This window comes from Allobosea psychrotolerans (assembly GCF_002917105.1).
Lineage (GTDB): Bacteria > Pseudomonadota > Alphaproteobacteria > Rhizobiales > Beijerinckiaceae > Allobosea > Allobosea psychrotolerans.
The window spans coordinates 82,842-106,315 of record NZ_PQFZ01000008.1 but is presented as its reverse complement, the minus strand read 5'-3'; the positions used below and the strand labels follow the sequence as shown (position 1 = coordinate 106,315).

Annotated in this window: 29 protein-coding genes and 1 pseudogene; 16 read left to right on the top strand and 14 right to left on the bottom strand. The window is 58.5% G+C overall.

Translation table 11 applies throughout. The features are described 5' to 3' along the window. Positions 1 to 91: 91 nt before the first annotated feature. A complete protein-coding gene (locus CYD53_RS15320; RefSeq protein ID WP_103718960.1) occupies positions 92 to 895 on the top strand; it encodes an N-formylglutamate amidohydrolase in 804 nt (267 codons plus the stop codon). 111 nt (positions 896 to 1,006) lie between these two features. Further along, positions 1,007 to 1,249 (top strand): DUF2312 domain-containing protein, encoded by a 243-nt coding sequence (locus tag CYD53_RS15315; RefSeq protein ID WP_103718959.1) that lies wholly within the window; start codon positions 1,007 to 1,009, stop codon positions 1,247 to 1,249. Positions 1,250 to 1,422: 173 nt separating this feature from the next. Here CYD53_RS15315 and CYD53_RS15310 read toward each other — a convergent pair whose 3' ends face one another. The 3 genes from CYD53_RS15310 to CYD53_RS15300 all read right to left on the bottom strand — a co-directional run bounded on the left by CYD53_RS15310 (position 1,423) and on the right by CYD53_RS15300 (position 3,382). Next, on the bottom strand, positions 1,423 to 1,839 hold the full coding sequence (locus tag CYD53_RS15310) for a DoxX family protein (protein ID WP_181011884.1): 417 nt from the start codon (positions 1,837 to 1,839) through the stop codon (positions 1,423 to 1,425). 60 nt (positions 1,840 to 1,899) lie between these two features. After that, complete coding sequence (locus CYD53_RS15305) at positions 1,900 to 2,349, bottom strand: tetratricopeptide repeat protein (RefSeq protein WP_103718957.1); 450 nt, start codon at positions 2,347 to 2,349, stop codon at positions 1,900 to 1,902. A gap of 61 nt (positions 2,350 to 2,410) precedes the next feature. Then, positions 2,411 to 3,382: an MBL fold metallo-hydrolase gene (locus CYD53_RS15300; RefSeq protein ID WP_103718956.1), complete on the bottom strand. Its 972-nt coding sequence runs from the start codon at positions 3,380 to 3,382 to the stop codon at positions 2,411 to 2,413. A 195-nt stretch (positions 3,383 to 3,577) separates the two neighbouring features. Between CYD53_RS15300 and CYD53_RS15295 the strand changes: the two genes are divergently transcribed. The 3 genes and pseudogenes from CYD53_RS15295 (at position 3,578) to CYD53_RS15290 (ending at position 4,931) form a co-directional block, all read left to right on the top strand. Beyond that, positions 3,578 to 4,138, top strand: coding sequence for a sigma-70 family RNA polymerase sigma factor (locus tag CYD53_RS15295; RefSeq protein WP_103718955.1), 561 nt, complete (start codon positions 3,578 to 3,580; stop codon positions 4,136 to 4,138). After that, a pseudogene (locus tag CYD53_RS31030) lies at positions 4,128 to 4,190 on the top strand (hypothetical protein); the annotation flags it as partial. The gene CYD53_RS15295 and the pseudogene CYD53_RS31030, both read left to right, overlap by 11 nt. Before the next feature lie 144 nt (positions 4,191 to 4,334). Continuing rightward, complete coding sequence (locus tag CYD53_RS15290; protein WP_245928254.1) at positions 4,335 to 4,931, top strand: anti-sigma factor family protein; 597 nt, start codon at positions 4,335 to 4,337, stop codon at positions 4,929 to 4,931. 50 nt (positions 4,932 to 4,981) lie between these two features. Here CYD53_RS15290 and CYD53_RS15285 read toward each other — a convergent pair whose 3' ends face one another. Beyond that, complete coding sequence (locus CYD53_RS15285) at positions 4,982 to 5,668, bottom strand: SDR family NAD(P)-dependent oxidoreductase (RefSeq protein ID WP_103718953.1); 687 nt, start codon at positions 5,666 to 5,668, stop codon at positions 4,982 to 4,984. Between the two features lie 12 nt (positions 5,669 to 5,680). After that, the gene (locus CYD53_RS15280; protein ID WP_103718952.1) at positions 5,681 to 6,364 is read right to left on the bottom strand and encodes a cupin domain-containing protein; all 684 of its coding nucleotides are present in this window, start codon (positions 6,362 to 6,364) and stop codon (positions 5,681 to 5,683) included. 354 nt (positions 6,365 to 6,718) lie between these two features. On the opposite strand from CYD53_RS15280, the gene CYD53_RS30525 reads away from it, so the two are divergent. After that, a complete protein-coding gene (locus tag CYD53_RS30525) occupies positions 6,719 to 6,949 on the top strand; it encodes a hypothetical protein (RefSeq protein WP_210202350.1) in 231 nt (76 codons plus the stop codon). A gap of 778 nt (positions 6,950 to 7,727) precedes the next feature. On the opposite strand, the gene CYD53_RS31025 is transcribed toward CYD53_RS30525, so the two are convergent. Both CYD53_RS31025 and CYD53_RS15265 read right to left on the bottom strand, forming a co-directional pair. After that, entirely contained in the window at positions 7,728 to 8,141 is a 414-nt protein-coding gene (locus tag CYD53_RS31025; RefSeq protein ID WP_425428307.1) for a DUF6314 family protein, read from the bottom strand. Between the two features lie 54 nt (positions 8,142 to 8,195). Further along, positions 8,196 to 9,098: a LysR family transcriptional regulator gene (locus tag CYD53_RS15265; RefSeq protein WP_103718950.1), complete on the bottom strand. Its 903-nt coding sequence runs from the start codon at positions 9,096 to 9,098 to the stop codon at positions 8,196 to 8,198. Between the two features lie 119 nt (positions 9,099 to 9,217). Here CYD53_RS15265 and CYD53_RS15260 point away from each other — a divergent pair, with 119 nt between their 5' ends. The 6 genes from CYD53_RS15260 (at position 9,218) to CYD53_RS15235 (ending at position 13,357) form a co-directional block, all read left to right on the top strand. Continuing rightward, entirely contained in the window at positions 9,218 to 9,769 is a 552-nt protein-coding gene (locus CYD53_RS15260) for a carboxymuconolactone decarboxylase family protein (RefSeq protein ID WP_103718949.1), read from the top strand. Between the two features lie 62 nt (positions 9,770 to 9,831). Beyond that, a complete protein-coding gene (locus tag CYD53_RS15255; protein WP_181011883.1) occupies positions 9,832 to 10,296 on the top strand; it encodes a nuclear transport factor 2 family protein in 465 nt (154 codons plus the stop codon). A gap of 10 nt (positions 10,297 to 10,306) precedes the next feature. Then, positions 10,307 to 10,939 (top strand): pyridoxamine 5'-phosphate oxidase family protein, encoded by a 633-nt coding sequence (locus tag CYD53_RS15250; protein ID WP_103719078.1) that lies wholly within the window; start codon positions 10,307 to 10,309, stop codon positions 10,937 to 10,939. A 176-nt stretch (positions 10,940 to 11,115) separates the two neighbouring features. Beyond that, positions 11,116 to 11,628 (top strand): GlcG/HbpS family heme-binding protein, encoded by a 513-nt coding sequence (locus CYD53_RS15245; RefSeq protein WP_245928253.1) that lies wholly within the window; start codon positions 11,116 to 11,118, stop codon positions 11,626 to 11,628. A 49-nt stretch (positions 11,629 to 11,677) separates the two neighbouring features. Beyond that, on the top strand, positions 11,678 to 12,340 hold the full coding sequence (locus CYD53_RS15240; protein ID WP_103718947.1) for an FMN-dependent NADH-azoreductase: 663 nt from the start codon (positions 11,678 to 11,680) through the stop codon (positions 12,338 to 12,340). An 18-nt stretch (positions 12,341 to 12,358) separates the two neighbouring features. Beyond that, positions 12,359 to 13,357, top strand: coding sequence for an alpha/beta fold hydrolase (locus tag CYD53_RS15235; protein WP_425428306.1), 999 nt, complete (start codon positions 12,359 to 12,361; stop codon positions 13,355 to 13,357). Positions 13,358 to 13,541: 184 nt separating this feature from the next. Here CYD53_RS15235 and CYD53_RS31020 read toward each other — a convergent pair whose 3' ends face one another. After that, positions 13,542 to 13,847 (bottom strand): ABC transporter permease subunit, encoded by a 306-nt coding sequence (locus CYD53_RS31020; RefSeq protein ID WP_103718946.1) that lies wholly within the window; start codon positions 13,845 to 13,847, stop codon positions 13,542 to 13,544. A 445-nt stretch (positions 13,848 to 14,292) separates the two neighbouring features. Between CYD53_RS31020 and CYD53_RS15225 the strand changes: the two genes are divergently transcribed. Continuing rightward, a complete protein-coding gene (locus tag CYD53_RS15225) occupies positions 14,293 to 15,027 on the top strand; it encodes an alpha/beta hydrolase (protein WP_210202348.1) in 735 nt (244 codons plus the stop codon). Between the two features lie 51 nt (positions 15,028 to 15,078). Here CYD53_RS15225 and CYD53_RS15220 read toward each other — a convergent pair whose 3' ends face one another. From CYD53_RS15220 to CYD53_RS15205, 4 genes are all read right to left on the bottom strand, one after another. Next, positions 15,079 to 16,761, bottom strand: coding sequence for a methyl-accepting chemotaxis protein (locus CYD53_RS15220; RefSeq protein WP_103718945.1), 1,683 nt, complete (start codon positions 16,759 to 16,761; stop codon positions 15,079 to 15,081). Between the two features lie 312 nt (positions 16,762 to 17,073). Continuing rightward, positions 17,074 to 17,838: a haloacid dehalogenase type II gene (locus tag CYD53_RS15215; protein ID WP_103718944.1), complete on the bottom strand. Its 765-nt coding sequence runs from the start codon at positions 17,836 to 17,838 to the stop codon at positions 17,074 to 17,076. Positions 17,839 to 17,876: 38 nt separating this feature from the next. Next, positions 17,877 to 18,563, bottom strand: coding sequence for a peroxiredoxin-like family protein (locus CYD53_RS15210; protein ID WP_103718943.1), 687 nt, complete (start codon positions 18,561 to 18,563; stop codon positions 17,877 to 17,879). Continuing rightward, positions 18,563 to 19,222 carry a peroxiredoxin-like family protein gene (locus CYD53_RS15205; RefSeq protein ID WP_103718942.1) on the bottom strand — a complete coding sequence of 220 codons (660 nt, stop codon included), beginning with the start codon at positions 19,220 to 19,222 and terminating at the stop codon, positions 18,563 to 18,565. The genes CYD53_RS15210 and CYD53_RS15205 overlap by 1 nt, the downstream gene beginning before the upstream one ends. Before the next feature lie 105 nt (positions 19,223 to 19,327). On the opposite strand from CYD53_RS15205, the gene CYD53_RS15200 reads away from it, so the two are divergent. Continuing rightward, positions 19,328 to 20,236 (top strand): LysR family transcriptional regulator, encoded by a 909-nt coding sequence (locus tag CYD53_RS15200; RefSeq protein WP_103718941.1) that lies wholly within the window; start codon positions 19,328 to 19,330, stop codon positions 20,234 to 20,236. Positions 20,237 to 20,279: 43 nt separating this feature from the next. Here CYD53_RS15200 and CYD53_RS15195 read toward each other — a convergent pair whose 3' ends face one another. Then, on the bottom strand, positions 20,280 to 20,843 hold the full coding sequence (locus CYD53_RS15195) for a peroxiredoxin (RefSeq protein WP_103718940.1): 564 nt from the start codon (positions 20,841 to 20,843) through the stop codon (positions 20,280 to 20,282). A gap of 152 nt (positions 20,844 to 20,995) precedes the next feature. Continuing rightward, entirely contained in the window at positions 20,996 to 21,403 is a 408-nt protein-coding gene (locus tag CYD53_RS15190) for a winged helix-turn-helix transcriptional regulator (protein ID WP_425428305.1), read from the bottom strand. A gap of 113 nt (positions 21,404 to 21,516) precedes the next feature. Here CYD53_RS15190 and CYD53_RS15185 point away from each other — a divergent pair, with 113 nt between their 5' ends. Then, entirely contained in the window at positions 21,517 to 22,503 is a 987-nt protein-coding gene (locus CYD53_RS15185) for a quinone oxidoreductase family protein (protein WP_103718938.1), read from the top strand. Positions 22,504 to 22,661: 158 nt separating this feature from the next. Continuing rightward, positions 22,662 to 23,132 carry a YHS domain-containing (seleno)protein gene (locus CYD53_RS15180; protein ID WP_103718937.1) on the top strand — a complete coding sequence of 157 codons (471 nt, stop codon included), beginning with the start codon at positions 22,662 to 22,664 and terminating at the stop codon, positions 23,130 to 23,132. The last annotated feature ends 342 nt before the right edge of the window (positions 23,133 to 23,474 follow it).

Below are 23,474 nucleotides of genomic sequence, written 5' to 3'. Positions count from 1 at the left end.
TTCATCGACTTTCGTTGCTGATTCTTTTAAGTCGCGGCCGGGCGAACGTCATCAGGCTTTTCCCCGTATAATCATACTTTTTGAGGGACGCATGCGGATCGATCCGGCCGAGACCCAACCGGCCACGGCGCTGAAGCCGGAGGAGCCTCGCGCACCCGGCGAGGTCGAGGTCATTCCAGGCGATCTCGCCAGCGGCATCCTGCTGATCTGCGACCACGCCACCAACGCGATCCCGCCCGAGCTGGCATCGCTGGGCCTGCCGCCGGCCCAGCTCGAACGTCATATCGCCTACGATATCGGCGCAGCCGCGATGACGCGCGCCATGGCGCGGGCGCTCGATGCGCCAGCCGTGCTGAGCAATTTCTCGCGCCTGCTGATCGACCCCAATCGCGGCCTCGACGACCCGACGCTGGTGATGCGTCTCTCCGACGGTGCGATCGTGCCCGGCAACCGCCATATCGATCAAGCCGGCATCGCTGAGCGCGTGGCGCGGTACTACGAGCCTTATGACACGGCGATCGATACAGCCATCGAGGCGGCGCTCGCCGCCGGCCATCCACCCGCGATCGTCTCGCTGCACTCCTTCACGCCATTCTGGAAGGCAGCAGTTCGGCCCTGGCATATCGGCGTGCTCTGGGACGGTGAAGGCGCATTGTCGCAGCTGTTGATCGCCGCGCTGCAGCGCGAGGGCGACCTCGTGGTCGGCGACAACGAACCCTATCGCGGCGGCTTGCCCGGCGACACGATCGACCGCCACGCCACGCGCCGGGGCCTGCACGAGACGCTGATCGAGCTGCGCCAGGATCTGATCGCCAGCGACGCTACCGCACGCGACTGGGGGGAGCGACTGGCCGCGATCCTGCCCGGATGTCTTGCCTCATTGCGCGCCGGCTGAGACATCGCGGCTGTTGAGCATCCCGCGCGAAGTGGCGCTTCGCGCTTGACGCCGGCCCCCGCGCGGTGCGAACCCTCCGGCCAAATTTCCCCACCGCTTAAGGATATGCAGATGGAAGATCCGGTTGCTGGCGACCAGCTCAAGAGCATCGTCGAGCGCATCGAGCGCCTCGAGGAAGAGAAGAAGACCATCTCCGACGATATCAAGGAGGTCTATGCCGAGGCCAAGGGCAATGGCTACGACGTCAAGGTCCTGCGCAAGGTGATCGCCATCCGCAAGCGCGACGCCAATGAACGCGCCGAGGAGGAGGCCATCCTCGACCTTTACCTGCAGGCCGTCGGCGAGACCGCCTGATCGTCTTCATGTTCAAGTACAATCCTCCATGAAAGCAGCCGACGCCCTTCTGCTTTCATGGAGGGGCTGCTCCCTCGAAACGGGGCAGTTCTCAAGGTGTAATCTGCGCGGTTTCCCTCACTGCGGCAAAAACTTCGAGTTTCGTGCGCCGCTCCCAGAAATGGGTTTCTGCCTTAGATCTGAGGCGAAGCCGAAAGACGGAGAGATTCACTAGCCCCTATGGAGAAACGGCCTGGTCCCGCCGCAAACAGGACGAGCAGCCCTCCTGCGATAGCCAAATCCTTCTCGAAATGTAGAAGTTGGTTACCGTCAGTGAATACTGTGTGGAAAATCGCTGCGGTTGAAATGCAGAAGATGGCTAGAACGAGCGCAGCATAGCGGCTACCCCAGCCTGCCACCAGCAGAAGCCCCCCTCCAATTTCAACCCCCAACGCGGGCAAGAAGAGCCATGCCGGCACGCCGAAGCTTCTCATATAGGCCATCGATATTTCGGCATGGTTGAGCTTGATCCAGCCCTCATGCAGGAACAGCAGGGCAAGCAGCAGTCGCCCAACCAAGGCTGCAACGTCTGCGACTGTCGATGTCGTCATGTTCATGGTCCTCGACACTTCAGATAGGAGCCGGCGGATGCCGGCTCCTTTTAGGCCGGTTCAGTTTGTTTTCGGGACAGTCGCGAGAGCCTTCTCCAGGTCTTCACGCTCTTCACAGCCAGTCGGACAGAGCTTCTCAAGAGAGGCGAGATTGGCACGTGCCTTGGCGATTTCGCCGATCTCGACATAAAGCTCGCCTTGATATTCAAGCGCGCCCTTATGGCTGGCATCGAAGTCGAGTGCCTTGGCGTAATAGGTCATTGCCGCCTTCTGTTCGCCGCTCTTGCGCAAGGAGAACCCGAGCAGATTGTAGACGTCAGCATGCTGAACACCGGCGTCGATCATACCGCTGAGTTCCTTGATCGCGACTGTGAACGCCTTGGCCTTGATCGCGGACCTGACGGCAGTCAGGTCTGGCGCGCCCTTGGTCGGGGTGGTGTCGACGGCGAATGCAGCAGTCGAGGCGGCGAGAGCGCCCGCGAAGGCTGCGAATGCGAGTTTACGGATCATGACAGTCTCCAGGGTTGGAAAAGGGGATACGCGGGCCGCGTTCGAACACGACCCGCGTTGATCAGGCCTTGGCGGGGGCGAAGGTGTAGCCCGCGCCGTCCTTGGCGAAGACCCCCATGCCGGGGAACGGGAAATGCGCCCCGCAGATCGCCATCTTCTCCGCGATGACGCGGTCGATCAGCTTGTGGCGCGTCTCGACGGCCGTGGCGCTGTCCTGGTCGTAGCTGCCCTGCCAGTCCGGATGCGGCGCCAGCAGAGCAGGTACGTAGGCGACATCGTTGGAAATCATCAACTGGTCGTTGCCGGAGCTGACATGGAAGGCTGCGTGTCCAGGCGTGTGGCCGGGCGCCTTGACCAGCCTGACGCCGGGCGCAACCTCGGGCTCACCTTCAACGAGTCTGAAGTTCTTCCAACCGGGGAATACCGCATTGATGCGCTGGCCGAGCGGCTTGCGAGCATCGGGCAGCTTCTCGACGCGCCCGGGTTCGGTCCACCATTTGTATTCGGTGGCGGTGACGACGATCTCGGCCTGCGGAAACACCGGGGCGTTCGTGCCGCGATTCATTAGTCCAAAGATATGGTCGGGGTGGAAATGCGAGATCAGGATCGTGCTGATCTTGGCGGGATCAATCCCGGCGGCCGCCATGTTGCTGGCAAGTTTGGTCGCCGTTGGCTGCCATTGCCCGGCCCCGGATCCGGAATCGACCATGACATAGCGCTCACCGATCTTGAGCACGACGACAGTCAGCGGAATTGGGACGAATGCCGTGGTCTGGCCGGCCTTGGCGAGCGCCTCCTTGGTCTCCTCGATGGAGGCATTCTTGATAAACGCAGCCTCGTGAGGCTTTTCCCATATGCCATCATAAAGCGCCGTAACTTCAATCGAGCCAACCTTGTAGCGGTGAAAGCCGATGGCTGGATCGGGAATGGTCTGCGCCTGCGCAAACGTCACCAAGTGTAGCGGATTCGCCAATCCAAAGGCGGCGGCGAGCGAACCCGCGACGAGCGCATCGCGGCGTGAAACGTGGGTCATCGAGCAACTCCCGGAGTATTCATGGCGAGCGCCGCAGTGGCGTCGCACAGTCCAAGAGCCGGGGCCGGCGCGATTTATTCCCGCCTGTCGTCTCTGATCACGGAAAAGATCGCGGGAATAAAACACATGTGATCGGGATCATTGGGAAGAGCGGCTACCGTTCAGGCGCCCCCAACCGCGAGCCTTCAAGGGATCATGCAACCGCCATCACGTTTTGAGCAGTTGGCGCTGCCGCATCAGGAAGCGGCTTTTAACCTCGCTTACTGGTTGCTTCGCTCGCGAGTGGATGCGGAGGACGCGGTGCAGGAAGCATTTCTGCGCGCATTCCGCGCCTTTGACAGCTTTCGCGGCGAGGAGTTCCGACCGTGGCTTTTTGCAATTGTGCGCAATACTGCCTACCGCATGCTGAATTCGCGGCAACGCGCCGCAAACGTGATCTCACTCGATGCTGCTCTTTCCGGGCATGATCACGAAGGCGGGTCGCATCTCGACATCGCCACCGACGAGCCTTCGGCGGAAGACGTCATGATGGCTGAGGTGGACCGCGATCTGGTGCGCCTTGCCCTGGCAAAGCTGCCCGCGGCCTTCCGGGAGGTCGTCGTACTACGCGAAATTGAAGGGCTTGGTTATCGTGAGATCGCAGAGATCACCGGGACTGTGGTCGGAACCGTGATGTCACGCCTATCGCGCGGTCGCATGTTGCTGCGCCAGACACTCGCCCGCAAAATCGGGAAGGACCGTTCTCATGTCGTGTGATCAACACTCACATCTCCTGAGCGCTTATATTGATGGAGAACTTCCGGACTCCGAGCACGAAGCACTGACGCAGCATATAATCGGCTGCACCGACTGTGCCGCTCTAGCTGCCGACTTGCGTGAGACGAGCAGCATGGTCTCCGGGCTTGGACGAGAACCTGTGCCTGTAGGGCTCTCACAGCGACTTCGGCGAACGTTGGCCCAGACGCCGGATCGCCCAGGCGACATCGATATCTACGAACGGGCCGCGCCAGATAGGCTTCCTCCAGATGCACGCGCTTATCGGCGCGGGATCAAAACCGAGCTGCTTAAACAGGCAGCCGCGCTATTGATCGCGTGCTTGCTGTCATCGCTAACGACATGGTGGATCCTGACAGGATCGACGCGAGACAGCCTGCTGACGCAAGATTTGCTCTCCGCGCATCTGCGCTCGCTGCTGCAGGATAGCCCGATCCAAGTCGCCTCCTCCGATGCCCACACGGTGAAGCCGTGGTTTGCAGGGAAGGTCGATTTCTCGCCGGAAGTGCGCGATCTCGCGGCACAAGGCTATCCGTTGCTGGGAGGTCGACTCGATACGATCGCCGGAAGGCGCGTCGGAGCGCTGGTTTACAAGCGGCGGCTGCACGTCATCAATGTCTTCGCTTGGACGGCTGGTGACGTATCGGATGTTGCCCCATCGCTCAGCACGCGCAGCGGGTACAATATTCTCAAGTGGACACGCAGCGGTGTCAGCTACGCCGCAGTCTCAGATCTTGAATCGTTAGAGCTTCAGCGATTGCCTGAACTATTGTAATGCATCCGGGCGAAAAATATCATGCCAGAGGATGAGGCGGAAACACAAATTTAGAAGACCTCATCCATGGGCCGCAGATCCAGTTCATACGTCCACACCGAACTGGGCTGATGAGCTAATTGCCAATATGTTTCTGCGATATCAGCAGGCTTCATCATCTTGGCCGGGTCACGCCCATGCAGTACTCGGCTCGCAGCGCTATCGATGATGCCGTCAAGAATAACGTGCGCAACGTGGATCCCGGAAGACTGGAACTCTCTTGCAAGAGATTGTGTCAGGCCACGAAGTGCGAATTTTGCGGAAGCGAATGCGGAGAATTTCGCTCCTCCTCTCAGGCTCGCCGTAGCACCGGACACGATGAACGCGCCCCCACCAGCCTGAACCATGGCCGGCATGGTATTGTGGGCCAGTATCGCCGCTGACAGTGCCATTGAACGCCACGCCTCCTCGAACTGCGCGATCGGCGTTTCGAGAAGAGGCCCTATAAAAAGCCGGGCGGGATTGTGCACCACGATAGCGGGGGGGCCATGCCGATCCGTCAATTCTTGTGTCACCGCCCGCACTTCATCGGAGTCGGTGAGGTCAAGATTCCTCATTTCTATTGACGGATCGCTGGCCTGTTCACGGTGGCTGTAGCCAACCGCGTGATATCCCCCCTGTGCAAACCGCGTTAGGAGGGCATCGCCCAGCCCAGGACCAGCGCCAGCAACGATCGCAAGACGTTTCGTAGATGTCACGATCTCTACTCCTTAAGCCGAAGGCCCAATAGGCGCGACGGAGAGGTGCCCCAGCTTCATCCACACGCGAGTGCCCTCCAAACCAGCCACAGCCCGCAGGTCCTGCGAAGGCGGCAGCCTTAGCCACGAGTGCCGCGCAAACAGTTCTCCACCCTCCTGGAACCCACCTTCGAGAACTAGAATTTCTAGGCCTTTGTGCTTCTCAATCGACACCTTGGCCCCTGGCTTCCAGACTTCGATGCGAACTTCCTCTCGCTCGTCTAGATGGAGGGGAATAACGGAGACGTCTTGCCGTCCGGGGGCGTTGTCCTGTTCGCACCGGTTCGTATTGATCCACACTGACGCCCGATCCGCTGCATCAAATTGCCAGAGCTTCACGAACAGAACCGCGCCTTCGGATGCACTTGGCGTGTGAGAAGAAAGTGGCGGATTGCGAACATAGCTACCTGCCGGGAAATCTCCCTGTTCGTCCTGAAACACTCCCTCCAGAACCAGGAATTCCTCACCTCCGTTATGTATGTGCGAAGGAAAAGCGCTGCCGGGCGCGAAGCGCACAAGCGACGTTGCACGTGCGACTTCATCGCCGACGCGATCGAGCATCCGCCGCTCTACGCCGGGCGCGGGCGCCGGAACCCACGGCGTTTCCCCGGCGTGCGATACCGCACGCGCGCTAAAGTCTGCGTTGATCTGCGTCATCGGCTTCTGACTCGCTTCAAATGGCCTGGCCAATTCACGGAAAAGTGTGTGGCCGCGGCCCGGCTCTTCTTTATGTGCGTGTGACACGCATATTTATGGACAGCAAGAGGTGCGGCAGGCTCACGTCATCAAGGTTCTGTGAGCCACGATCAGCTCGCGAACAGACGCCATTCAAGTCAGGGAGCAAACAGCTCTGACGGCCAAGGACCCGGTCGGCAGAATGTCGCGAGCAATAACTTTGATGTTTGCGATCGCGTGTGGGGCAAGTGTCGCGAACATTTATTTCGCCCCCCTCCTCGCTGGGATCGCCAGAGATCCACCGGGCGATCAGGCACGTATCGGAATGTCGTCACGATGACCCAGGTCGATTACGGTTTGGGGATATTGCTCATTGTACCGCCAGACGACCTTATTGATCGACATCGCCTCGTAGTATGGCAAATATTATTGTCAGAGTTCGCGCTAATGATTGCCGGAATTGCCTCTTCTGAACCCGTTATGCTGACGGGAATGGTGGAGATTGAAATTCTTACTGTTGCCAATCAAGCATTTGTCGCGTGCACAGCGTCGTTGCCCCCCCCATGAGCGAGGCCACGTCGTCGGTTTAGTTACCAGCGGAGTCGTTATTGGGATCCTAGTGGCAAGGTTCATCGCCGGCCTGCTTGCTGATTTCGGGGCTGGCGATTGGTCTATCTTGCTGCAGCTATTTCGACACTGACGTTGGCTCGCCTCCTGTATAGAGCAATGCCGGCAGGGACACCCCAAGCCAGCTCCGGCTCATATGGCGCGTTGACGCGCTCGATGTTCGTGCTTGTCCGCGACGAGCCGCTCTTACGCGCACGGGCCGTCCTGGCCTGTCTCACCTTCGCCGCCCTGAATGTGCTTTGGACACCGCACGTCCTTCCACTGGCAGCGCCATCCTTTTCCTTTTCTCATACCGAGATTGGAATGTTCGGCCTCGCCGGCGTTGCCGGAGCTCTTGCGGCAGGTCGAGCCGGAGGCCTGACGGACCGCGGGCTCGGCCAAACGACGACCGGATTGGCTCTCGCACTTCTAACCGCGTCGTGGATTCCCGTCTCCCTTTTGGGTAGCTCAATCTGGCTCCTACTGGCTGGCATGGTTATGCTTGACCTCGCGATCCAGGCCGTTCACGTCACCAGCGAAATATGATCTTTACGCTTCACGAGGAGGCGCGCAGCCGCATCGTGGGATGCTACATGCCCCTCTACTCCATTGGCAGCGCAGCAGGTTCAATCGCCTCAACCCTCGTCTACGCGCACGCCGGTTGGGGCGGCGTTTGCATGCTGCGAGCCATCATCAGCATGGGCGCGTTTTGGTTCCGGGTTTTGACCCTGCGCTATTCTCAGGCTCGCCGGAAGCTCGTTCTTGAGGTGTAGTCTTTGCGGGGCCCGCGAACAGTGTGCAGGATCGAAAAGGTCCCGCCCTGGCTAAACTCGTAGACGCTTGAGTACCTATCCTCGAGGCATTGATGGTTGGCTTCCCCTATCAAAAGGGCTTCGACCTGCGTCATGTAAACTTCTTGAAATAGGCTCGCCCGCTCATCGTCGAAGTGAACGCTGAAGCCATCATTCAGCGCCCGAAATAAGAAAGATCGAGTTGCGCGCAGTCTTCGACCGCTATCAAGGACCAGTTCACCCTGCTCATGATAGCGGAGCCAGACGCCACCCTCTGTCCGAGCGAACTCTGCAAATCCTTCCATGCGTCCGCCAGGCGAGATGTGGCGGCTTAACAGCCACTTTCCCGCCAATCGCTCCATACATCCTCCTGGCCCGCCCCAATCCAAGTCAGACGCCCTGTTCATCGCCAGCATCTAGCCCATTGCATCCAAACGGGCGCGCAACCGTGGCGCTGCGAAATCCATAAACGCCCGTAGTTTCTGTGGCACCAGTCCTTGACTGGCGTGAACGAGGTTCACGGGCCAAGGCGCAGGTTCAAACGGTCTCAGGATGATTTCGAGCTTTCCCGCTCGGACGGCATCAGCAACTTGATACGACAACACGCGAGTGACGCCGGCGCCCGCGATCGCGGCATCGACAGCAGCCTCGGCGGTATTGACGATCAGGCGGGGGGACAGGCTCACGACGACATGCGTTTCAGAGTTCTGGAACCCCCAGTCGCGGGCTGAGAGCGCCCCCTCGAACGCGATGGTCTCATGCTGCGTAAGCTCCGCAGGTACAGTTGGCCGGCCACGTACGTCAAGATAGCCAGGGCTCGCACAGGCAATAGTTCTGATAACGCCGATAGACCTCGCGATCAGATTGCTATCCGGCAAGGCCCCGATCCTGACAGCGATGTCGACATGGTCATCGACCAGGTCAACCAAGCGATCGGCGAATATGATGCGGATATTGATATCGGGATATGCAGAAAGGAACTGCGTAACGACGGGCAGAACATGCAGACGACCGAAGACGATCGGAGCAGTCAGTATCAACTCTCCCTTCGGAGTGGCGTACTCACCGGCGGCGGCGCGCTCGGCCTCATCAACGCTCTCCAAGATCCTTCGGCAGGCAACGACATACGAGCGTCCCGCTTCAGTCAGCGCCACCTTGCGGCTCGTTCTCGTTAAGAGCCGTGTCTGAAGGTGCCGCTCCAAGTCGGAGATCCGTCGGCTCACTGTTGCTAACGGCATCCCCAATCGGCGACCCGCCGCAGAGAAACTCCCTGAATCGATGACTTCTAACAGCAGCGACATCGCATCGAGACGATCCATCTTTCATTCCATCTTCTGAGAGGCTTGTTCTCAGTTGGCGTATCTATCCCACTTTTCGAAACAGACATAGACATCGGACACGAGGTCAATCTGGCCTCTCCCCAAGGAAGGCATCGAACATGTCTCGCATCCAGACACCCGCGACGATTGAAGCAGCACCGGCCGCGTCGCGCCCAATGCTTGAGGCGGTGCATAAGAAGCTCGGCGTTACGCCGAACCTTTTCCGCCTGGTCTCCAATAGCCCTGCAGCGCTCGAAGGCTATCTGGGCCTGTCGGCGGCCCTCGAAAAGGGCACATTGCCAGCGGCCACCCGCGAGCGGATCGCGCTTGCCATCGCCGAGGTCAACGGCTGCGACTACTGCCTCTCGGCCCATACCTTTCTCGGGAAAAACGTCGCAAAGCTGGACGACGCCGAGATCGCTGCCAACCGCCGCGGGACGTCAAACGATCCAAAGGCCGATGTCGCGGTGCGCTTCGCTGCCAAGGTCGCGCTGGCGCGCGGTCATGTCGATGATGCCGACGTTCAGTCGTTGAAGTCTGCAGGTTACGACGATGCCCAGACCGTCGAGATCGTTCTGCACGTCGCCCTCAACACCTGGACGAACTACATCAACGAGGTCGGCAAAACGACCATCGACTTCCCGGTCGTGACATCTCGCAAGGCCGCGTGACCCTCCCGCCGCCGACGCCCGGCGTCGGCGGCTTTCTTGTCCGTTCCGGTAGGATCGTGTCCATGAGCCGACCACCACTGCCCCCCTTCACGGCCGAATCCGCGGCGCAAAAGGTGCGTATGGCGGAAGACGCCTGGAATACTCGGAATCCCGCGAAGGTGGCGCTCGCCTACACCCCCGATAGCTTTTGGCGCAACAGGTCCGACTTCCTGTCCGGACGCGCCGCGATCGAGGCCTTCCTCACTCGCAAGTGGGAGCGAGAACTGGAGTACCGGCTCGCTAAAGAACTGTGGACATTTGGCGACGACCGGATCGCTGTGCGGTTCGCATATGAATGGTGCGACCATGCGGGGAATTGGTTCCGTAGCTACGGCAACGAGAACTGGGAATTCGACGAGGCCGGCCTGATGCGGCGTCGGCTGGCAAGTATCAATGATCTCCCAATTGACGAGAAAGATCGGAAGCTGCTTTGGGCATCCGGCCCGCGGCCGACGGACTACCCCAGCCTGTCCGAACTTGGTCTCTAGGGAGATGACGATGACCGGATCCGTCGGCTATCCGAGCGACATTGCCTTCTCTCCGACCGTCAAGGCTATCCAAGAGCGCAAGGGCTCTCGTCGCGCCTACGCCAAGCAAGAAGAAGGCGGTTCATGGCGCACGAAGATCACGGCCGATTTGGCAGACTTCATCGCAGATCAAACGAGCATTTTTTTCGCGACGGCCAATCTTGATGGACAGCCATACATCCAGCACCGCGGCGGCCCCCCAGGGTTCCTCAGAGTGCTTGATGAAACGACCATTGGTTTCGCGGACTATTCCGGAAATCGGCAATACATCACGCTCGGCAATCTGTCTGATAACCCAAAGGCCTATCTTTTCCTGATCGATTACGCTCATCGTCGCCGGGTCAAGATCTGGGGTCGCGCGCGCGTGGTTGAGGGCGACGAAGCACTGCTCGATGCCCTTATGCCTGTCGGCTACAAGGCCCGCCCGGAACAGGTAATTCTGTTTGAGGTCGCGACTTTCGATTTCAATTGCCCGCAGCACATACCGCAGCGGTTCGATGCTGCGGATGTCACCCGAGTCCTGGCCGAACGCGACAATCGGATAGCCGAGCTCGAAGCAGAAGTCGGACTTTTGCGACGACAATCTACCCACGATTTGGGCTGATCACCGCTGCGTCAGAGCTGGCGGAACCCTTGTAGCCTGCCTTCCGACCCCAAGTGCATCCGCAAAGGGGCGATTTGGCTTGCCTAGATCAAGTAACCACTGAACTTTAATTTGAAAGGTTTAACATGACTTCCTTGTCGGCACATTCCCCGCGTAACCTTCGATCATGCAAGCTCGTGCAGGCTGTGATCGCATCGACTTTCGTCTCCAGTTTGAGCCTGGTGCCCAGTGGAGCAAGTGCCCAGGTTCAGTCGAAGGGCTACAACATCCCGCTTTCCCTTGCCATCGAAGCCGCGCTGGAGGGCGTCAGGGCGTGCGAGGCAAACGGATACAAAGTCTCCGTAGCCGTTGTGGACACTGCCGGCGAAATGAGAGCGTTCGTGAAGGGCGACCACAGCACGGTCCACACGAAGACTTCTAGCTTCCGCAAGGCTTATACCGTCGCAACGCTCGGCCCTGTCTTCGGCTTCGACGCACTCGGCGTCTTCACCGAGAAAGTCCGGACCACACCTAACGCGTCTGCTCTGGCAAGCCTCCCCGACGTCATTCTCCTCGCTGGCGGTGTCGCAATCAAAGCACGCGGAGAGATCGTCGCCGCCATCGGAGTCGGTGGCGCTCCCGGCGGGGACAAGGATGAGGTCTGCGCGCAGGCCGGTCTCGCGAAGATCAAAGATCGCCTTCCGAACTGAGACATCGGCAGCCGGCCGAGGTGTCTATCGATAATATCCCAGGAGCAAAATGACAAAGCTACTCTTCATCAAGGCCTCTCCGCGCGGCAGTGCGTCACGATCGGTCGCGGTCGCTGAAGCTTACCTATCGGCGCTCAGGACAAGTCGGCCGGATATCGAGATCGACGTCATCGACCTATGGCAGGAAGATCTGCCCGAATTCGATGGCAATAGTTCCAACGCAAAACTGACAGTCATCAAGGGTGGTATTCTTGATGACTCGCAGCAGACGGCATGGGATCAGATCAGTCGAATTGCCGAGCGCTTTGCCGCGGCGGACCAATACCTGTTCGCCGTGCCGATGTGGAACGGCGGAATTCCATATAGGCTCAAACTCTACATCGACATTATCCACCAGCCTGGAATCCTTTTTGGCTTTGATCCGACCAGCGGGTATTTCGGCCTGCTCAAGGGCAAGACGGCAACCCTTGCCTACACCAGCGGTGTGTATGCTCCTGACGTCGGCCCGAGTTTCGGTAGCGATTTTCACTCGACCTATCTCAAGTGGTGGCTAGGGCAGGTCGGCATCACGGCGATCGAGGAACTCCGTTTCCAGCCGACGCTTCGCAATGCCGACGCCGAAACGGCATTTGCGCTCGCGTTGGCAAACGCTCGTCAAATGGCTGACCAAGTTGTCGTCAGCCAAATCCCGATCTCAACCTCGTCCCACTGAATCGAGAGGAATAGAACCATGTTTGGTTCCCCGCTATTCCGTCGCTTTGCTCATCCTGCGGTGGCGCTCGCCATAGTTGGCGCGGCAGCCGGCGGCGGCAATGCGCCCGCCATGAGCCAGACAGCTCAAGCCAAGCCGGTGAATTCTGCGGTAGCGACCCACTATCGCACCATCAATGTGAAAGGCACCGACATCTTTTACCGAGAGGCGGGCCCGCTCGACGCTCCAGTCGTCGTGCTTCTTCATGGGTTTCCGACATCGTCCTTTATGTTCCGGAACCTGATCCCCGCGCTTTCTGACCGGTACCGCGTGATAGCACCTGATTACCCAGGCTTCGGGCAGAGCGCTGTACCTGACCGAAGGCACTTCTCCTACAGTTTCGCCAACTTTGCCGAGCTTACCGATGGGCTCCTGACCCAGCTCGGCGCCAAGCGCTACGCACTCTATGTTCAAGACTATGGGGCCCCGGTCGGCTACCGATTGGCTCTGCTGCATCCGGAAAAGGTGACCGCGCTCGTGGTCCAGAACGGCAATGCGTATGATGCAGGCCTCAGCCCATTCTGGGATCCGATCAAGGCGTACTGGGCGGATGGCTCTAAGGCCAACCGAGAGGCGCTGCGCGCTGGTCTCACCCTCGAAGCAACAAAATTCCAGTATTTGGACGGCGTTTCCGATCAAACCCGTATTTCTCCAGACACTTGGATCCACGATCAGGCTCTACTCGATCAGCCTGGTAAAGACGAGATCATGCTGGATCTATTCAAGGATTATGCAACGAACATCACTCTATACCCGTTGTTCCACAACTTCTTCCGCATGTATCAGCCGCCAACGCTGATCACCTGGGGGGCGAACGACAAGATTTTTCCGGCGGCGGGCGCTCAAGCTTATCTGAAGGACCTGCCCAGCGCTGAACTTCATCTACTGGACTCCGGGCATTTCGCGCTTGAGGACAAGGGTGAGGAAATTACCCGCCTGATGCGCGAATTCCTCGATCGCAAGGCTCCGCGGAACTAGCAATTGCCCCATTCCAAGCTCTGAAAGGGATCGCCTGCCCGAATTGCTCCACATGCGATTCCGGGCAGGCAAATGACCTTGCCAGTGGAATTGGCTCGCGGCTTCTCCGGAAGGTGATCGGGGAGAGCGCTCATTGCCTATCGGGTTCTTCGGAGCCCTTTTGCTGAGTTAGCGATTCAGCCCGCTATCGAATTCCGTCGTTCGTCAACGATTGGCCCGTCAGGCTGCCTGACGACACTGTTTGAGCTACAAGAACCGAAGCAATCTCGCGCGACAATCCGCATAATCGGAATCGGTCGCCAACGCCAATCATCTCGGCGGCCACGATCACGAACCATGCCACGCCGATTGAGATGCGCATCTCCGCCATGATCATGGGAACAGACGCCGGAAACACGATCCGCGTTAGGTTCGTGATCGGCGAGAGCCTGAGCACCCTTGCGACATTCAAACAGTCCCTGCGCACGCCCGATGCGCCCGCCGCTGCCAGATCGAGGAGATAAGGATGATGAAGATTGCCGAGGCGGCACTATTTTTTAGGGTGTAGGGAGCTCGAGGCATCCATGCGAGCGGGGATATCGGTCGAAGGACTTGAATGAATGGACTGAGCGCCTTGTAGCGAGGTGGGAAGAGGCCGCTGGCGAAACCAAGAGGCACAGCCACGAATACCGCAAGCACATAGCCAAGCAGCACCCTGCCCAGCGAATGCCAGAGATGCATCCAATTCCAATATCGTTTGGGCCTTGGCTGTCGAATGCGTCTCGCGCCAGCTCAACGCCTCGACTGAGCACGGCGGTCGCGTAGTTTGGAGGTCTTGCGACGGCTTCGAGCCGGCTGGATCACTAACCGAACGCGGTAACGTGAGTGCAAAGTGAAACCCCGCGCGTCGCGGATAACGTAAGACTTCGGGCTGCCTCACCCTGGGAACCCGCCTGATGAACCTCGCCTTTCGCGCTTTCGCTGGTGTACTGTTCATGTTGCCCTCCGCCGGCCGCGTCTCCGCCGAAGTGCTGACGCTGACAGCCGTCGACAATGTCAAGATCTACGCCGACTATTACGGCGACGCCGACAAGACAAAGCCGATCATATTACTATTCCATCAGGCCTCGTCGAATGCCGGTGAATACGCCACCATCGCGCCACGCTTGAACGCGCTTGGATTCACCGCACTCGCGCTCGATCAACGCTCTGGGGGAGCCGGCTGGGGCCGTGGCAACCGGACAGCGAAGGCTTTTCGCGGCAATGTTGGGTTCGAGCAAGCGCTGCCCGATATGGAGGCAGCGCTCGATTGGGCCAAGGCCGATGGCCGCAGTAAAGTGATAGTCTGGGGTTCGAGCTATTCGGCCTCACTCGTTTTCCTGCTGGCCGCGAAGCATCCCGAAATCGCAGGCGTTCTGGCCTTCTCGCCGGGCGAGTATTTCAGTGCGCGCAATATTGTGCGTAACGCGGCAGCGAAAGTCAGCGCGCCGATTTTCATCTCCACCGCTAGTGATGCGGGTGAAATCGCCGAGGCGAAGGCGATTATCGACGCTGCGCCTGCCCGCGTCAGGGTGCAGCATCGCCCAAAGACAGGCACGCATGGCTCAAGCAGCCTGCGTGCCGACAGCAATCCCTACGGTGCGAGCGAGAATTGGCTGGCAGTAGAGGCGTTTCTAGCTAAGCTAAAGTAGAGCGTTTCTGAAGAGAAGTCATGCCAGATGACTTTAAACGCTAACGACAGCTCAAGCAGCTCGAATTATATCTGCGAACTGTTGAGTTTCCTTAGCGAGAATCTCACCGTCTCGATTGAGGTCGCGAGCCGCATCAAGCACCCTGGCCACCAGATTGCCAGCAGTCTGGATTGCCACGCTTGCCTCACCAATCGTGCGCGTCACGCTGGCTGTTTTCAGCGCCGCTTCATTGACGTTCGTCGCGATCAGGCAGGTTGTCTCTATTTGTTGGGCAATCGCATCGCTTGCGGAACTCGCGATACCTGCCATTTCATCGATGGAGTGGCTCATCGAGTGGATTGACTCAATCGTTGCAGAGCTCGCCGATTGTATTGCGGCAATGCGTTCGGCAATCTGAGAGGTCGCTCCCGCAGTCTTTAGTGCGAGGGATTTCACCTCCTGCGCAACCACCCCAAACCCTCTGCCAGCATCCCCTGCGCGTGCGGCCTCGATCGTTGCATTTAGGGAGAGCAAGTTTGTCTGCACAGCAAATGCGTTGATGACCTCCGCCACGCTGCCGATCGACAATGCTGCGGTATCGAGAGCCTGGATGTCTATATTTGCCTTTGCAGCCTGGTCGACAGTGTACCTGATGCGGTCACCACTCGTCCGAATCTGGGAGCCCACGCCGCGCATCGAGGCAAACAGGGATCCGGCCGCGTCTGCTACGGTACGCACATTGGCGTTGGCATCCTGAGCTGCTGCAGCAACAGCTTCTGCCTGTGCCGTCGCTGACGCGGTTTCCCTAGACATTCTATCGGCCGCGGTGTGCAGTCCGCGAGCCGCTTCAATGACTGACTGCACAATCACTCCGACCTTTGACTCGAAAGCCAGTGCAAGGCGACGTAGGAATTCGCGCCGTTCGGTTTCAACAATGTTGCGTTGCTCATCCTGCTGGCGGCGTAGCTTCTCCCTCTCCACCAAGCTGGCTCGAAAGACACCGATCGTCGCGCCCATCTGCCCAATTTCGACCAGGCGACTGACCTTGGGTGCATCGACACCGTAATCGCCCGAAGCCAATCTCTGCATCACGTGGTTCATGCGCCTGATTGGATTGATTATCCCAATCTGAAGCAGAATTGTTATCGAGCTAACCAGCACCAAAAGTGCTGTTCCGATCTGCGCAAGCCAGGCCAACGTCATCTCAGCGGTCTGCTCCATACGGCGGTTAACTTCGCCTATGCGAGCGGCCATCGTCTTCAAGAGACTGGCCGCCTCCTCGGAGAACGCGTCCAACGCCTCGGTCTGCGAGCCATAGAGATTTTCTGCAGCGTCGCGGATTTGTTGGAGACGAACAAGCTCATCGGTGCGGTCCTTCGCAGCATCGAATGCTTTTAGCTTGTCATTCGCGCGGTCGATGGCAGCCTTGATATCGATCGGGAAATCAACGGACAGGTTAAGCAATTCTCTCCAACCGGTGGACTGCTCAACCGAACGTCCGCTCGTCGCACTCGCAAGGTGGTCCTTGTTCAGATTTGCGATTGTCCGACGATGACCATTCCAGCGATCGCTTACCGTCATGTAGACATATTCTGCGGGGACCGATGCCTCCCACACTGCGTCCCGTGTCTCCGCGATAAGTTTTGTCGTAAGGTTTTTGACGAGGTAGGCGGAAGCTCCGATCAAGGCAATTACGACCGCAAACGAAGACAACACGCATAACAATATAGAAAATCTTCTTGTGTTCAGAATCATTACAGCATCCGCTTAAGATATTGACTTTGATCCACAATCAAATGCCGCAATCCCTAATTTCGAATTATAATTCAGCTCACAAACTTGTTACTACCTATGTTACCCCCCCATGATCGTGGCCGACACATGCCTTCTATGGACCATTCGAAGTAAAGGGCGCTCGGCTCGAAATAACCGGTCTCACCGGCTTCCATATCGGCATGAGAGCCACAATGACCTTCCGGCAGCGGAGGATATGTCATAGTCCGCGCTCGCTCCCTCTGCGGTCTGGGCGCGCCGAATTGAAGACCTGGATCACACCATCATAGGAATTCAGGCTAGCATAGCGTCGGCCAGCGCGGTCAGGTCGCGGCCCTCCCAATCAGGCTCAGCACTCAGCCTTTCCCGACGAGCAGACTGGCGGTTGATCAGGAACGATCGATGGCCGAACCATTTGGCTCCGGCAGCATCCCATCCTGCCGATGCTGCGAAGCCGACCTTTTCCGCGGGAAGGCGAAGAGAGTCCAACCCCAATTGGTACGCACGCGGTGTCGGCTTAAAGGTCTGCGCACGCCCTGTGCTGATCACGTCATCGAAGATGCCATCAAGATTCGAGCGATTGACAGCATCCTCCAGCATTCTGGTCGTCGGATTAGCCAGCACGATCAACCGGTGGCCTGACGCTTTCAGTCGGAGCAGCGCTTCCCGACACTCTTCAAATGCCCGCAGATTTGAGTAGGCGAACAACAACTGGTCGCGGGTCCCGGCGGACAATTCGAGCTTCAACGCATCGGCCGCGTAAATCAAAGCCTCGCGCATGCACTCGTCGAAGTCTACGTATTTCTGCCCCGATGCGCGAAGCCAGGTGTACTGGAAAAGCTTACCGCGCCATTCAGCGCCCAACGCTTCCCCTCTGCCTGGAAAGGCGACCTCCGCCAGCTTGAAAACGGGTCTGGCGTCGAGAATGGCAAAGCCGTCGAAGGCCACCGCCTCCAAACCATACGTGCCGATTCCCGCATTTGCGGGCGAGGTCGAGCGCGCTGCCGCCGAAGCAGCCAAAGCGACAGAAAGGCCCAAATTGAAGTCGCGTCGGTTCATTCGAATCTGCCTTTATAGATGCTCGTAACCTAGCGCTTTCACGCGCTCTTACCGGCTAGATCGGCCGATTGAATTTCATCGCGCAGGTCGGTCAGAGCGCCCAGGATCTCAGTGGGCTCAAGACGCTTGCGATAATCAGCATCGACGTATGAGAGGACGACGAGCCCCGACTGCGCGACGACGAAAGTACCCGGCGCGGGAAGGCGCCATGTTTCGTCGCCATTATTCACCTGAACAGGCGTCCCCGCGCTTTCGTATTCGGCGCGAAGCGACGACGGAAGTTCGAAGGCTAGACCATAAGCCGCCGCGGCAACATTTCCGACATCGCTCAAGACAGGGAAGTCGAGCCGTGCCGCTTGAGCTGTCCTTTCACTGTGATCGAGCAGTTGCGGCGATATCGCGACGAGCTGCGCCCCAAGCTCCCGAATAGCGGGGAGAACCTGCTGGTATGCGAGCAACTGGAGATTGCAGTATGGACACCACCCGCCCCTGTAGAAGGTCACAACCAACGGGCCACGAGCCAACAATGAGGATAGCGATACAATCTCATTGTGCTGGTTCAAAAGTGCGAAAGACGGTGCACGCTGCCCGGCTGTTACAGCTGCATCGAAGAGCCCGGAGCGTCCAAGATCTTCAAGGACCATCCGATAGAGAGACGACTGATCTTGCGTCACGCCACGCTCAAACGCAGCCAGCCGATCGGCGAGAGCGCGCGCAAGGTTCATTATTCAGACCGGCTTGCAAGGTCGCGCAGGATTGGCAGCAAGACGTTCGGATCCGGGCGCCTTGTATAGTCAGCAGAAGCCTCGGCGTACCGAATGACACCGCTACGATCGATCACAAATCGCGCAGGCATCGGCAGTGTCCAAGAAGATTCGCCGTTGATCACTGGCAAATTGACACCAAAATTCTTATAGAGACTGACAAGTTCATCGGGCAGCCGGTAGCGTATACCAAACTGATCCGCGATCGCGTTGTTCGGATCACTCAAGATCGGAAACGAGATCCCAAGATCCTCGACAGTTTTTCGACCGTTCGCCACGCTCTGGGGCGAAATTGCAACCAGCGAAGCTCCTGTGCCAAGAATCTCTGGAAGGGTAGCCTGCAATGCCTTGAGATCAAGGTTGCAGTAAGGGCACCAGATACCGCGATAAAAGCTGATCACGACAGGCCCCGCCGCCTGCAGCTCCGACGATCTCACTATTGCGCCAGACGATCCGCTGAGTTCGAACCGCGGCGCCTTCGATCCGACACCTAACGCCCTTTCGGCCTGACCGATGGCGACCAGGTCGAATGTCGCCTTGTGAATGACTGCCAGAGCCTCGGCCGGGGCCTTGGATTCGAACTGCGCGCGATAGGCGTCAAGCTGCTCTTGTAGGGACATCGACTGCTCCAGGATGAGAACTCGAACACTCCGCCAATTCGATCGGTTTTGAAATGCGATGCAAAACTATATAATTTATTCGCTCGTGGAATTAATGAGCGTTGCATGGATCGCTTTGTATCTTTCAGCCTGTTCGCTCGCGTGGTGGAAACGGGCAGCTTCTCTGCTGCTGCGCGCGAATCTGGCATCTCGCAGCCGACAGCGAGCAAGCAGATCGTTGAACTGGAGCGCCACCTGGGCGCCCGGCTGCTCCAGCGAACGACGCGCAAGCTAAGTTTGACGGAGGCGGGTTCGGAATTTTACGAGCGAACAAAGCGTCTGCTCGCGGACCTCGCCGAGGCAGAGGCGAGTGTCGGCCGGCTTCACGGCTCACCTGTTGGGACGTTGCGCATTGGTGCGCCCGCGGCCTTCGGCCGCCTCTATATCATGCCGTTGTTGCCTGAATTCCTGCAGGCGAATCCCGGACTCTCGGTTGATCTGTCGATCAATGACAGGTTCGTCGACCTTGTCGAAGAACGGGTCGACGTCGCGATCAGGATCGGTCGCCTGTCCGATATGAATCTCATAGTGCGGCATCTTGGAGTCAGTCAGAGGGTTTTGGCGGCCACGCCAGCATATCTCTCGGCTCGGGGCGAACCCAACTTCGCTGAGGAGTTGTCCGAGCATGAATGCATTGTCTACCGATACCTGAACTCCGCAGCCGAATGGCATTTCACGTCGCCTGGTGGCCCCAAGAGTGTTCGTGTCCAAGGGCGCTTTTCGACGAATAGTTCAGAGGCTGTACGAGCCGCCTTGCTCGAAGGGCTAGGCATAGGCCTCGTCCCTACCTGGCTCATCGCCGATGCAGTCCAAGGAGGCCAGCTTCAGACGATCCTGCCTGAGCTCTCGCCCATACCGCTGGATGTCAGTGCGCTATATCCGCCGACCATAACGGTGTCTTCGAAAGTCAGGACATTCATCGATTTTATTCGGCGCCGCTTTCGAAGCAGCGAACTACTCACGAGCAAATTATGAGCAGCAGTCGCTTCGGTACATCGCCTTAGGCGAACCAGAGAGCCTATGCTTGGTGTGATCGAAGCCAATTGGCAACGTCCGACGCACTGCGGTCCGGTGGAAAAACCGGATAGAAGACCTTGAGGATACGGCCTTTGGGGATCACCATCGTAAGGCGGCTCAAAAGCGTCATCCCTGACACCTCGAAAGTGGGAAGGCGCAACGCCATAGCAAGCTGCAGGCTCTCGTCCGAAAGCAAGGCGAAAGGCAGATGAAGACGACTGACAGCCTCCTGCTGATAGGGCGTGTCCTGCGTCGACAAGCCGAAGATGTGGCCAACCTCCAACTCGTCAAACTCGACGAAATGGTCGCGGAACGAACAAGACTGGGGCGTGCAACCACGCGCGCCGGGAATTACATCCCAGTCATCCGGTGCAGGCGTTCCCGGCTTCGTAGTCAAGGGATAAGCATAGACAATCGCCATCCCGGCCAACTGCGACAGATCGACAGCACGTCCATCTGTCGCACGCAACTCTATGGAGGGGAGCTCGGCGCCCTCCAGATGGGAAGCGCGCCCGTCGTCGATCGGAATCGGCAACTTGGACCAGTCAACGGGATCTTGAATCATCACCGCTGCGTCCTTTCGCAACGGCGCCGCGCATGAAGGGCTGCCGCAGCACGCACCGAATTTTCCAATGCACCTTGAGCCCGCAATCTCTCAAGAGGCGAAGCCCATCAGATCAATACCTGTGCAAGTCACATGATCGCGGCCGACCGGCGCTAAGCCGTGCTGACGATCGCCTCACCCACCTTGGCGATCGGACCACTGTTCGCTCGCTCAAACCGTGCGCAGTCGACAAGGCGATCCACCTCGTCGAGCTCGGCAGCATGCATCCGCCCCCAATCGCACAGCGCCAAAAGCACTGGCTCGAGGCTTCGTCCCAACGTTGTGGCGGAGTAGTCGACCCGCGGCGGAACCTGCCTGAAAATCTCGCGTCGGACCAACTGGTGTTCTTCCATTTCCCGAAGCTGCTGGATCAGCACTTTCTGACTGATGTCGGGAACGAGCTTGCGTAGCTCTGACAGACGACGAGGGCCCTCGTAGAGGTGATAGAGAATGATCGCTTTCCAGCGCCCGGCGATGATCTTCAGTGCCCTCTCCGCGGGCAGAATGGGCAGGCGCTTCATGGGATCGACCATAGTTACCTTTTGGTCTGTATGGCACAAATCGGTGTGTAGATTTCCATTCGACCATACAGATAGTTCAGCGCTCTGCAACCGTCCACGATAGGAGACGAGTGATGAGAGCTATACAGTTGAGCCGCTTCGGCGGCCCCGAAGTTCTCGAAATGGTCGAGGTCCAACCTCCGACACCAGGCACTGGCCAGATTCTCGTGCGCATTCACGCTGCAGGTGTGAACTTCGCCGACACGTTAATGCGCCAGGACCGCTACGCGATGACACCTCCGCTGCCTTCGATCCTTGGATCGGAGTACTCAGGCACGGTCGAAGCCGTGGGGGCTGGCGTTTCCGGTATCGTGATTGGTGAACGCGTCGCAGCAGCCGCTTTTGCGGCGGGGGCGCATTTTGGCGGTTACGCCGACTATGCGGTCATCGACGCAAACTACGCTGTTCCAATTCCCAGTGAGCTGAACTTTGGAGAAGCGACCGCTCTCATGGTGCAAGGCCTGACGGCACTTCATCTTGTTCGCCAAGCGCCCCCTGCTGGTAAGTCTATTCTTGTCAACGCTGCGGCTGGCGGGGTTGGTTCACTGCTCGTCCAGTTAGCCAAACGTGCCGGGGCAAGGGCGATCATCGCGGCCGCCAGCACCCCTGACAAGCGCGACTTTGCCAGATCTCTGGGCGCCGATTTCGTCATCGACTACACGCAAACTGACTGGGCTGAAAAAATCCGCGATCGCGTCCCTGGCGGGCCCGACATCATCTACGAGTCGGTCGGCGGTGACGTCACAAAGGCCAGCCTGCGTGCTCTTGCTCCTCTGGGCAGGATCGTCATCTATGGAGCTCTAAACATACAAGCGTTCCAGCTTGGGGTTCCTGAGCTTCTGAGCCTGATCTTCAACAACCAGTCCTTGAGCGGCATGGCGTTGGTGCCTCTGCTTACGCCCGAAATCCTGGCCAACGACCTTCGCGAGCTCTTCGACCTGGCTGTCAAGGGTGAGTTGAGAGTCACGGTTGGCGGTTCTTTCCCGCTCGCCAACGCGGGCGATGCACATCGTGCCATCGAGACGCGCGCAACGACAGGCAAAGTCGTGCTGCTGGCATAAGACCTGGAACGTGACCTCGGGCGCTCCCGCATGGTCAGCGCACGAGCTCAATCTCGGCTTCCAGAGGCCGCCTCTCGCAGTCGTGAATTGACGAAGTCGACCTTCAATTGAATGTGCGTGCGGCACGCATGTATCATTTGCCTGCAAGGAGAAGACGAATGAACTTCATGAAAACGATGCGGACGCTTGCCTGCGCGGCCGCGTTGACAGGCGCCTCTGCAGTCGCCGCTATCGCGGCTGATTCGATCAATCAGGTCGATGGCGTCGCATTGCACGGCTTCGATCCTGTTGCCTATTTCGTACAGAAGAGGCCATTGAAAGGGGACCCCGAGATCACTTATCAATACAAGGGGGTCACTTACGAGTTCCATAGCGCTGCTAATCTCGCGCTATTTAAGAAGTCGCCTGATAAATATCTCCCTCAGTATGGTGGCTTCTGTGCATTTGCGGTCGCAGCCGGAGCGAAAGCGGACATTGATCCCTACGCTTTTGCCATAAACGATGGAAAGCTGTACGTGAACTTCAGCGTAGATAAGCGTGACAGTTTTCAGAAGAAGGTTACTGAGAACGTCGCGAAGGCCAACGGAAATTGGCCCAAGGTCGAACCGCAGGAAAAGATCTATCGGTAATCGCACCGCGCGAGGTGAAAATGCCGGACGGCACTGGTACGCCGTCCGTGCTCCTAAGCATGGAAACCATCTTGGCATACGGGACATAGCTGAAAACACAGGTGGCCAGCAATCCGAAGGCATCTGATCCGATTGGCAGGTGACGAGGAGCATGCTCGACCGCGAGTGATGGGGGAGTGGGGATAGACGCTCCCCTATCCTCGCCGGCAGTCGCAGCCTCGGAGATATCGAGCATCAGCCCGACACGCTTTTGCAAATTTGGATCGAGGTCACGCGTTCCTTCTCGCGTGGCTCAAATTCCGGCGACCGCGCCAGCATTGCGAATTAGGTGCGTGAGATACA

Bases quoted from the DNA above. Each gene is read 5' to 3' on its own strand.
- CYD53_RS15315 (WP_103718959.1), top strand. From the start codon at position 1,007: ATGGAAGATCCGGTTGCTGGCGACCAGCTCAAGAGCATCGTCGAGCGC.
- CYD53_RS15260 (WP_103718949.1), top strand. From the start codon at position 9,218: ATGTCTCGCATCCAGACACCCGCGACGATTGAAGCAGCACCGGCCGCG.
- CYD53_RS15265 (WP_103718950.1), bottom strand. From the start codon at position 9,098: ATGGATCGTCTCGATGCGATGTCGCTGCTGTTAGAAGTCATCGATTCA.
- CYD53_RS30525 (WP_210202350.1), top strand. From the start codon at position 6,719: ATGACCCAGGTCGATTACGGTTTGGGGATATTGCTCATTGTACCGCCA.
- CYD53_RS15250 (WP_103719078.1), top strand. From the start codon at position 10,307: ATGACCGGATCCGTCGGCTATCCGAGCGACATTGCCTTCTCTCCGACC.
- CYD53_RS15220 (WP_103718945.1), bottom strand. From the start codon at position 16,761: ATGATTCTGAACACAAGAAGATTTTCTATATTGTTATGCGTGTTGTCT.
- CYD53_RS31025 (WP_425428307.1), bottom strand. From the start codon at position 8,141: ATGGAGCGATTGGCGGGAAAGTGGCTGTTAAGCCGCCACATCTCGCCT.
- CYD53_RS15180 (WP_103718937.1), top strand. From the start codon at position 22,662: ATGAACTTCATGAAAACGATGCGGACGCTTGCCTGCGCGGCCGCGTTG.
- CYD53_RS15320 (WP_103718960.1), top strand. From the start codon at position 92: ATGCGGATCGATCCGGCCGAGACCCAACCGGCCACGGCGCTGAAGCCG.
- CYD53_RS15240 (WP_103718947.1), top strand. From the start codon at position 11,678: ATGACAAAGCTACTCTTCATCAAGGCCTCTCCGCGCGGCAGTGCGTCA.
- CYD53_RS15190 (WP_425428305.1), bottom strand. From the start codon at position 21,403: ATGAAGCGCCTGCCCATTCTGCCCGCGGAGAGGGCACTGAAGATCATC.
- CYD53_RS15255 (WP_181011883.1), top strand. From the start codon at position 9,832: ATGAGCCGACCACCACTGCCCCCCTTCACGGCCGAATCCGCGGCGCAA.
- CYD53_RS15295 (WP_103718955.1), top strand. From the start codon at position 3,578: ATGCAACCGCCATCACGTTTTGAGCAGTTGGCGCTGCCGCATCAGGAA.
- CYD53_RS15200 (WP_103718941.1), top strand. From the start codon at position 19,328: ATGGATCGCTTTGTATCTTTCAGCCTGTTCGCTCGCGTGGTGGAAACG.
- CYD53_RS15235 (WP_425428306.1), top strand. From the start codon at position 12,359: ATGTTTGGTTCCCCGCTATTCCGTCGCTTTGCTCATCCTGCGGTGGCG.
- CYD53_RS15210 (WP_103718943.1), bottom strand. From the start codon at position 18,563: ATGAACCTTGCGCGCGCTCTCGCCGATCGGCTGGCTGCGTTTGAGCGT.
- CYD53_RS15305 (WP_103718957.1), bottom strand. From the start codon at position 2,349: ATGATCCGTAAACTCGCATTCGCAGCCTTCGCGGGCGCTCTCGCCGCC.
- CYD53_RS15310 (WP_181011884.1), bottom strand. From the start codon at position 1,839: ATGACGACATCGACAGTCGCAGACGTTGCAGCCTTGGTTGGGCGACTG.
- CYD53_RS15185 (WP_103718938.1), top strand. From the start codon at position 21,517: ATGAGAGCTATACAGTTGAGCCGCTTCGGCGGCCCCGAAGTTCTCGAA.
- CYD53_RS15300 (WP_103718956.1), bottom strand. From the start codon at position 3,382: ATGACCCACGTTTCACGCCGCGATGCGCTCGTCGCGGGTTCGCTCGCC.
- CYD53_RS15215 (WP_103718944.1), bottom strand. From the start codon at position 17,838: ATGAACCGACGCGACTTCAATTTGGGCCTTTCTGTCGCTTTGGCTGCT.
- CYD53_RS15205 (WP_103718942.1), bottom strand. From the start codon at position 19,222: ATGTCCCTACAAGAGCAGCTTGACGCCTATCGCGCGCAGTTCGAATCC.
- CYD53_RS15280 (WP_103718952.1), bottom strand. From the start codon at position 6,364: ATGACGCAGATCAACGCAGACTTTAGCGCGCGTGCGGTATCGCACGCC.
- CYD53_RS15195 (WP_103718940.1), bottom strand. From the start codon at position 20,843: ATGATTCAAGATCCCGTTGACTGGTCCAAGTTGCCGATTCCGATCGAC.
- CYD53_RS15225 (WP_210202348.1), top strand. From the start codon at position 14,293: ATGAACCTCGCCTTTCGCGCTTTCGCTGGTGTACTGTTCATGTTGCCC.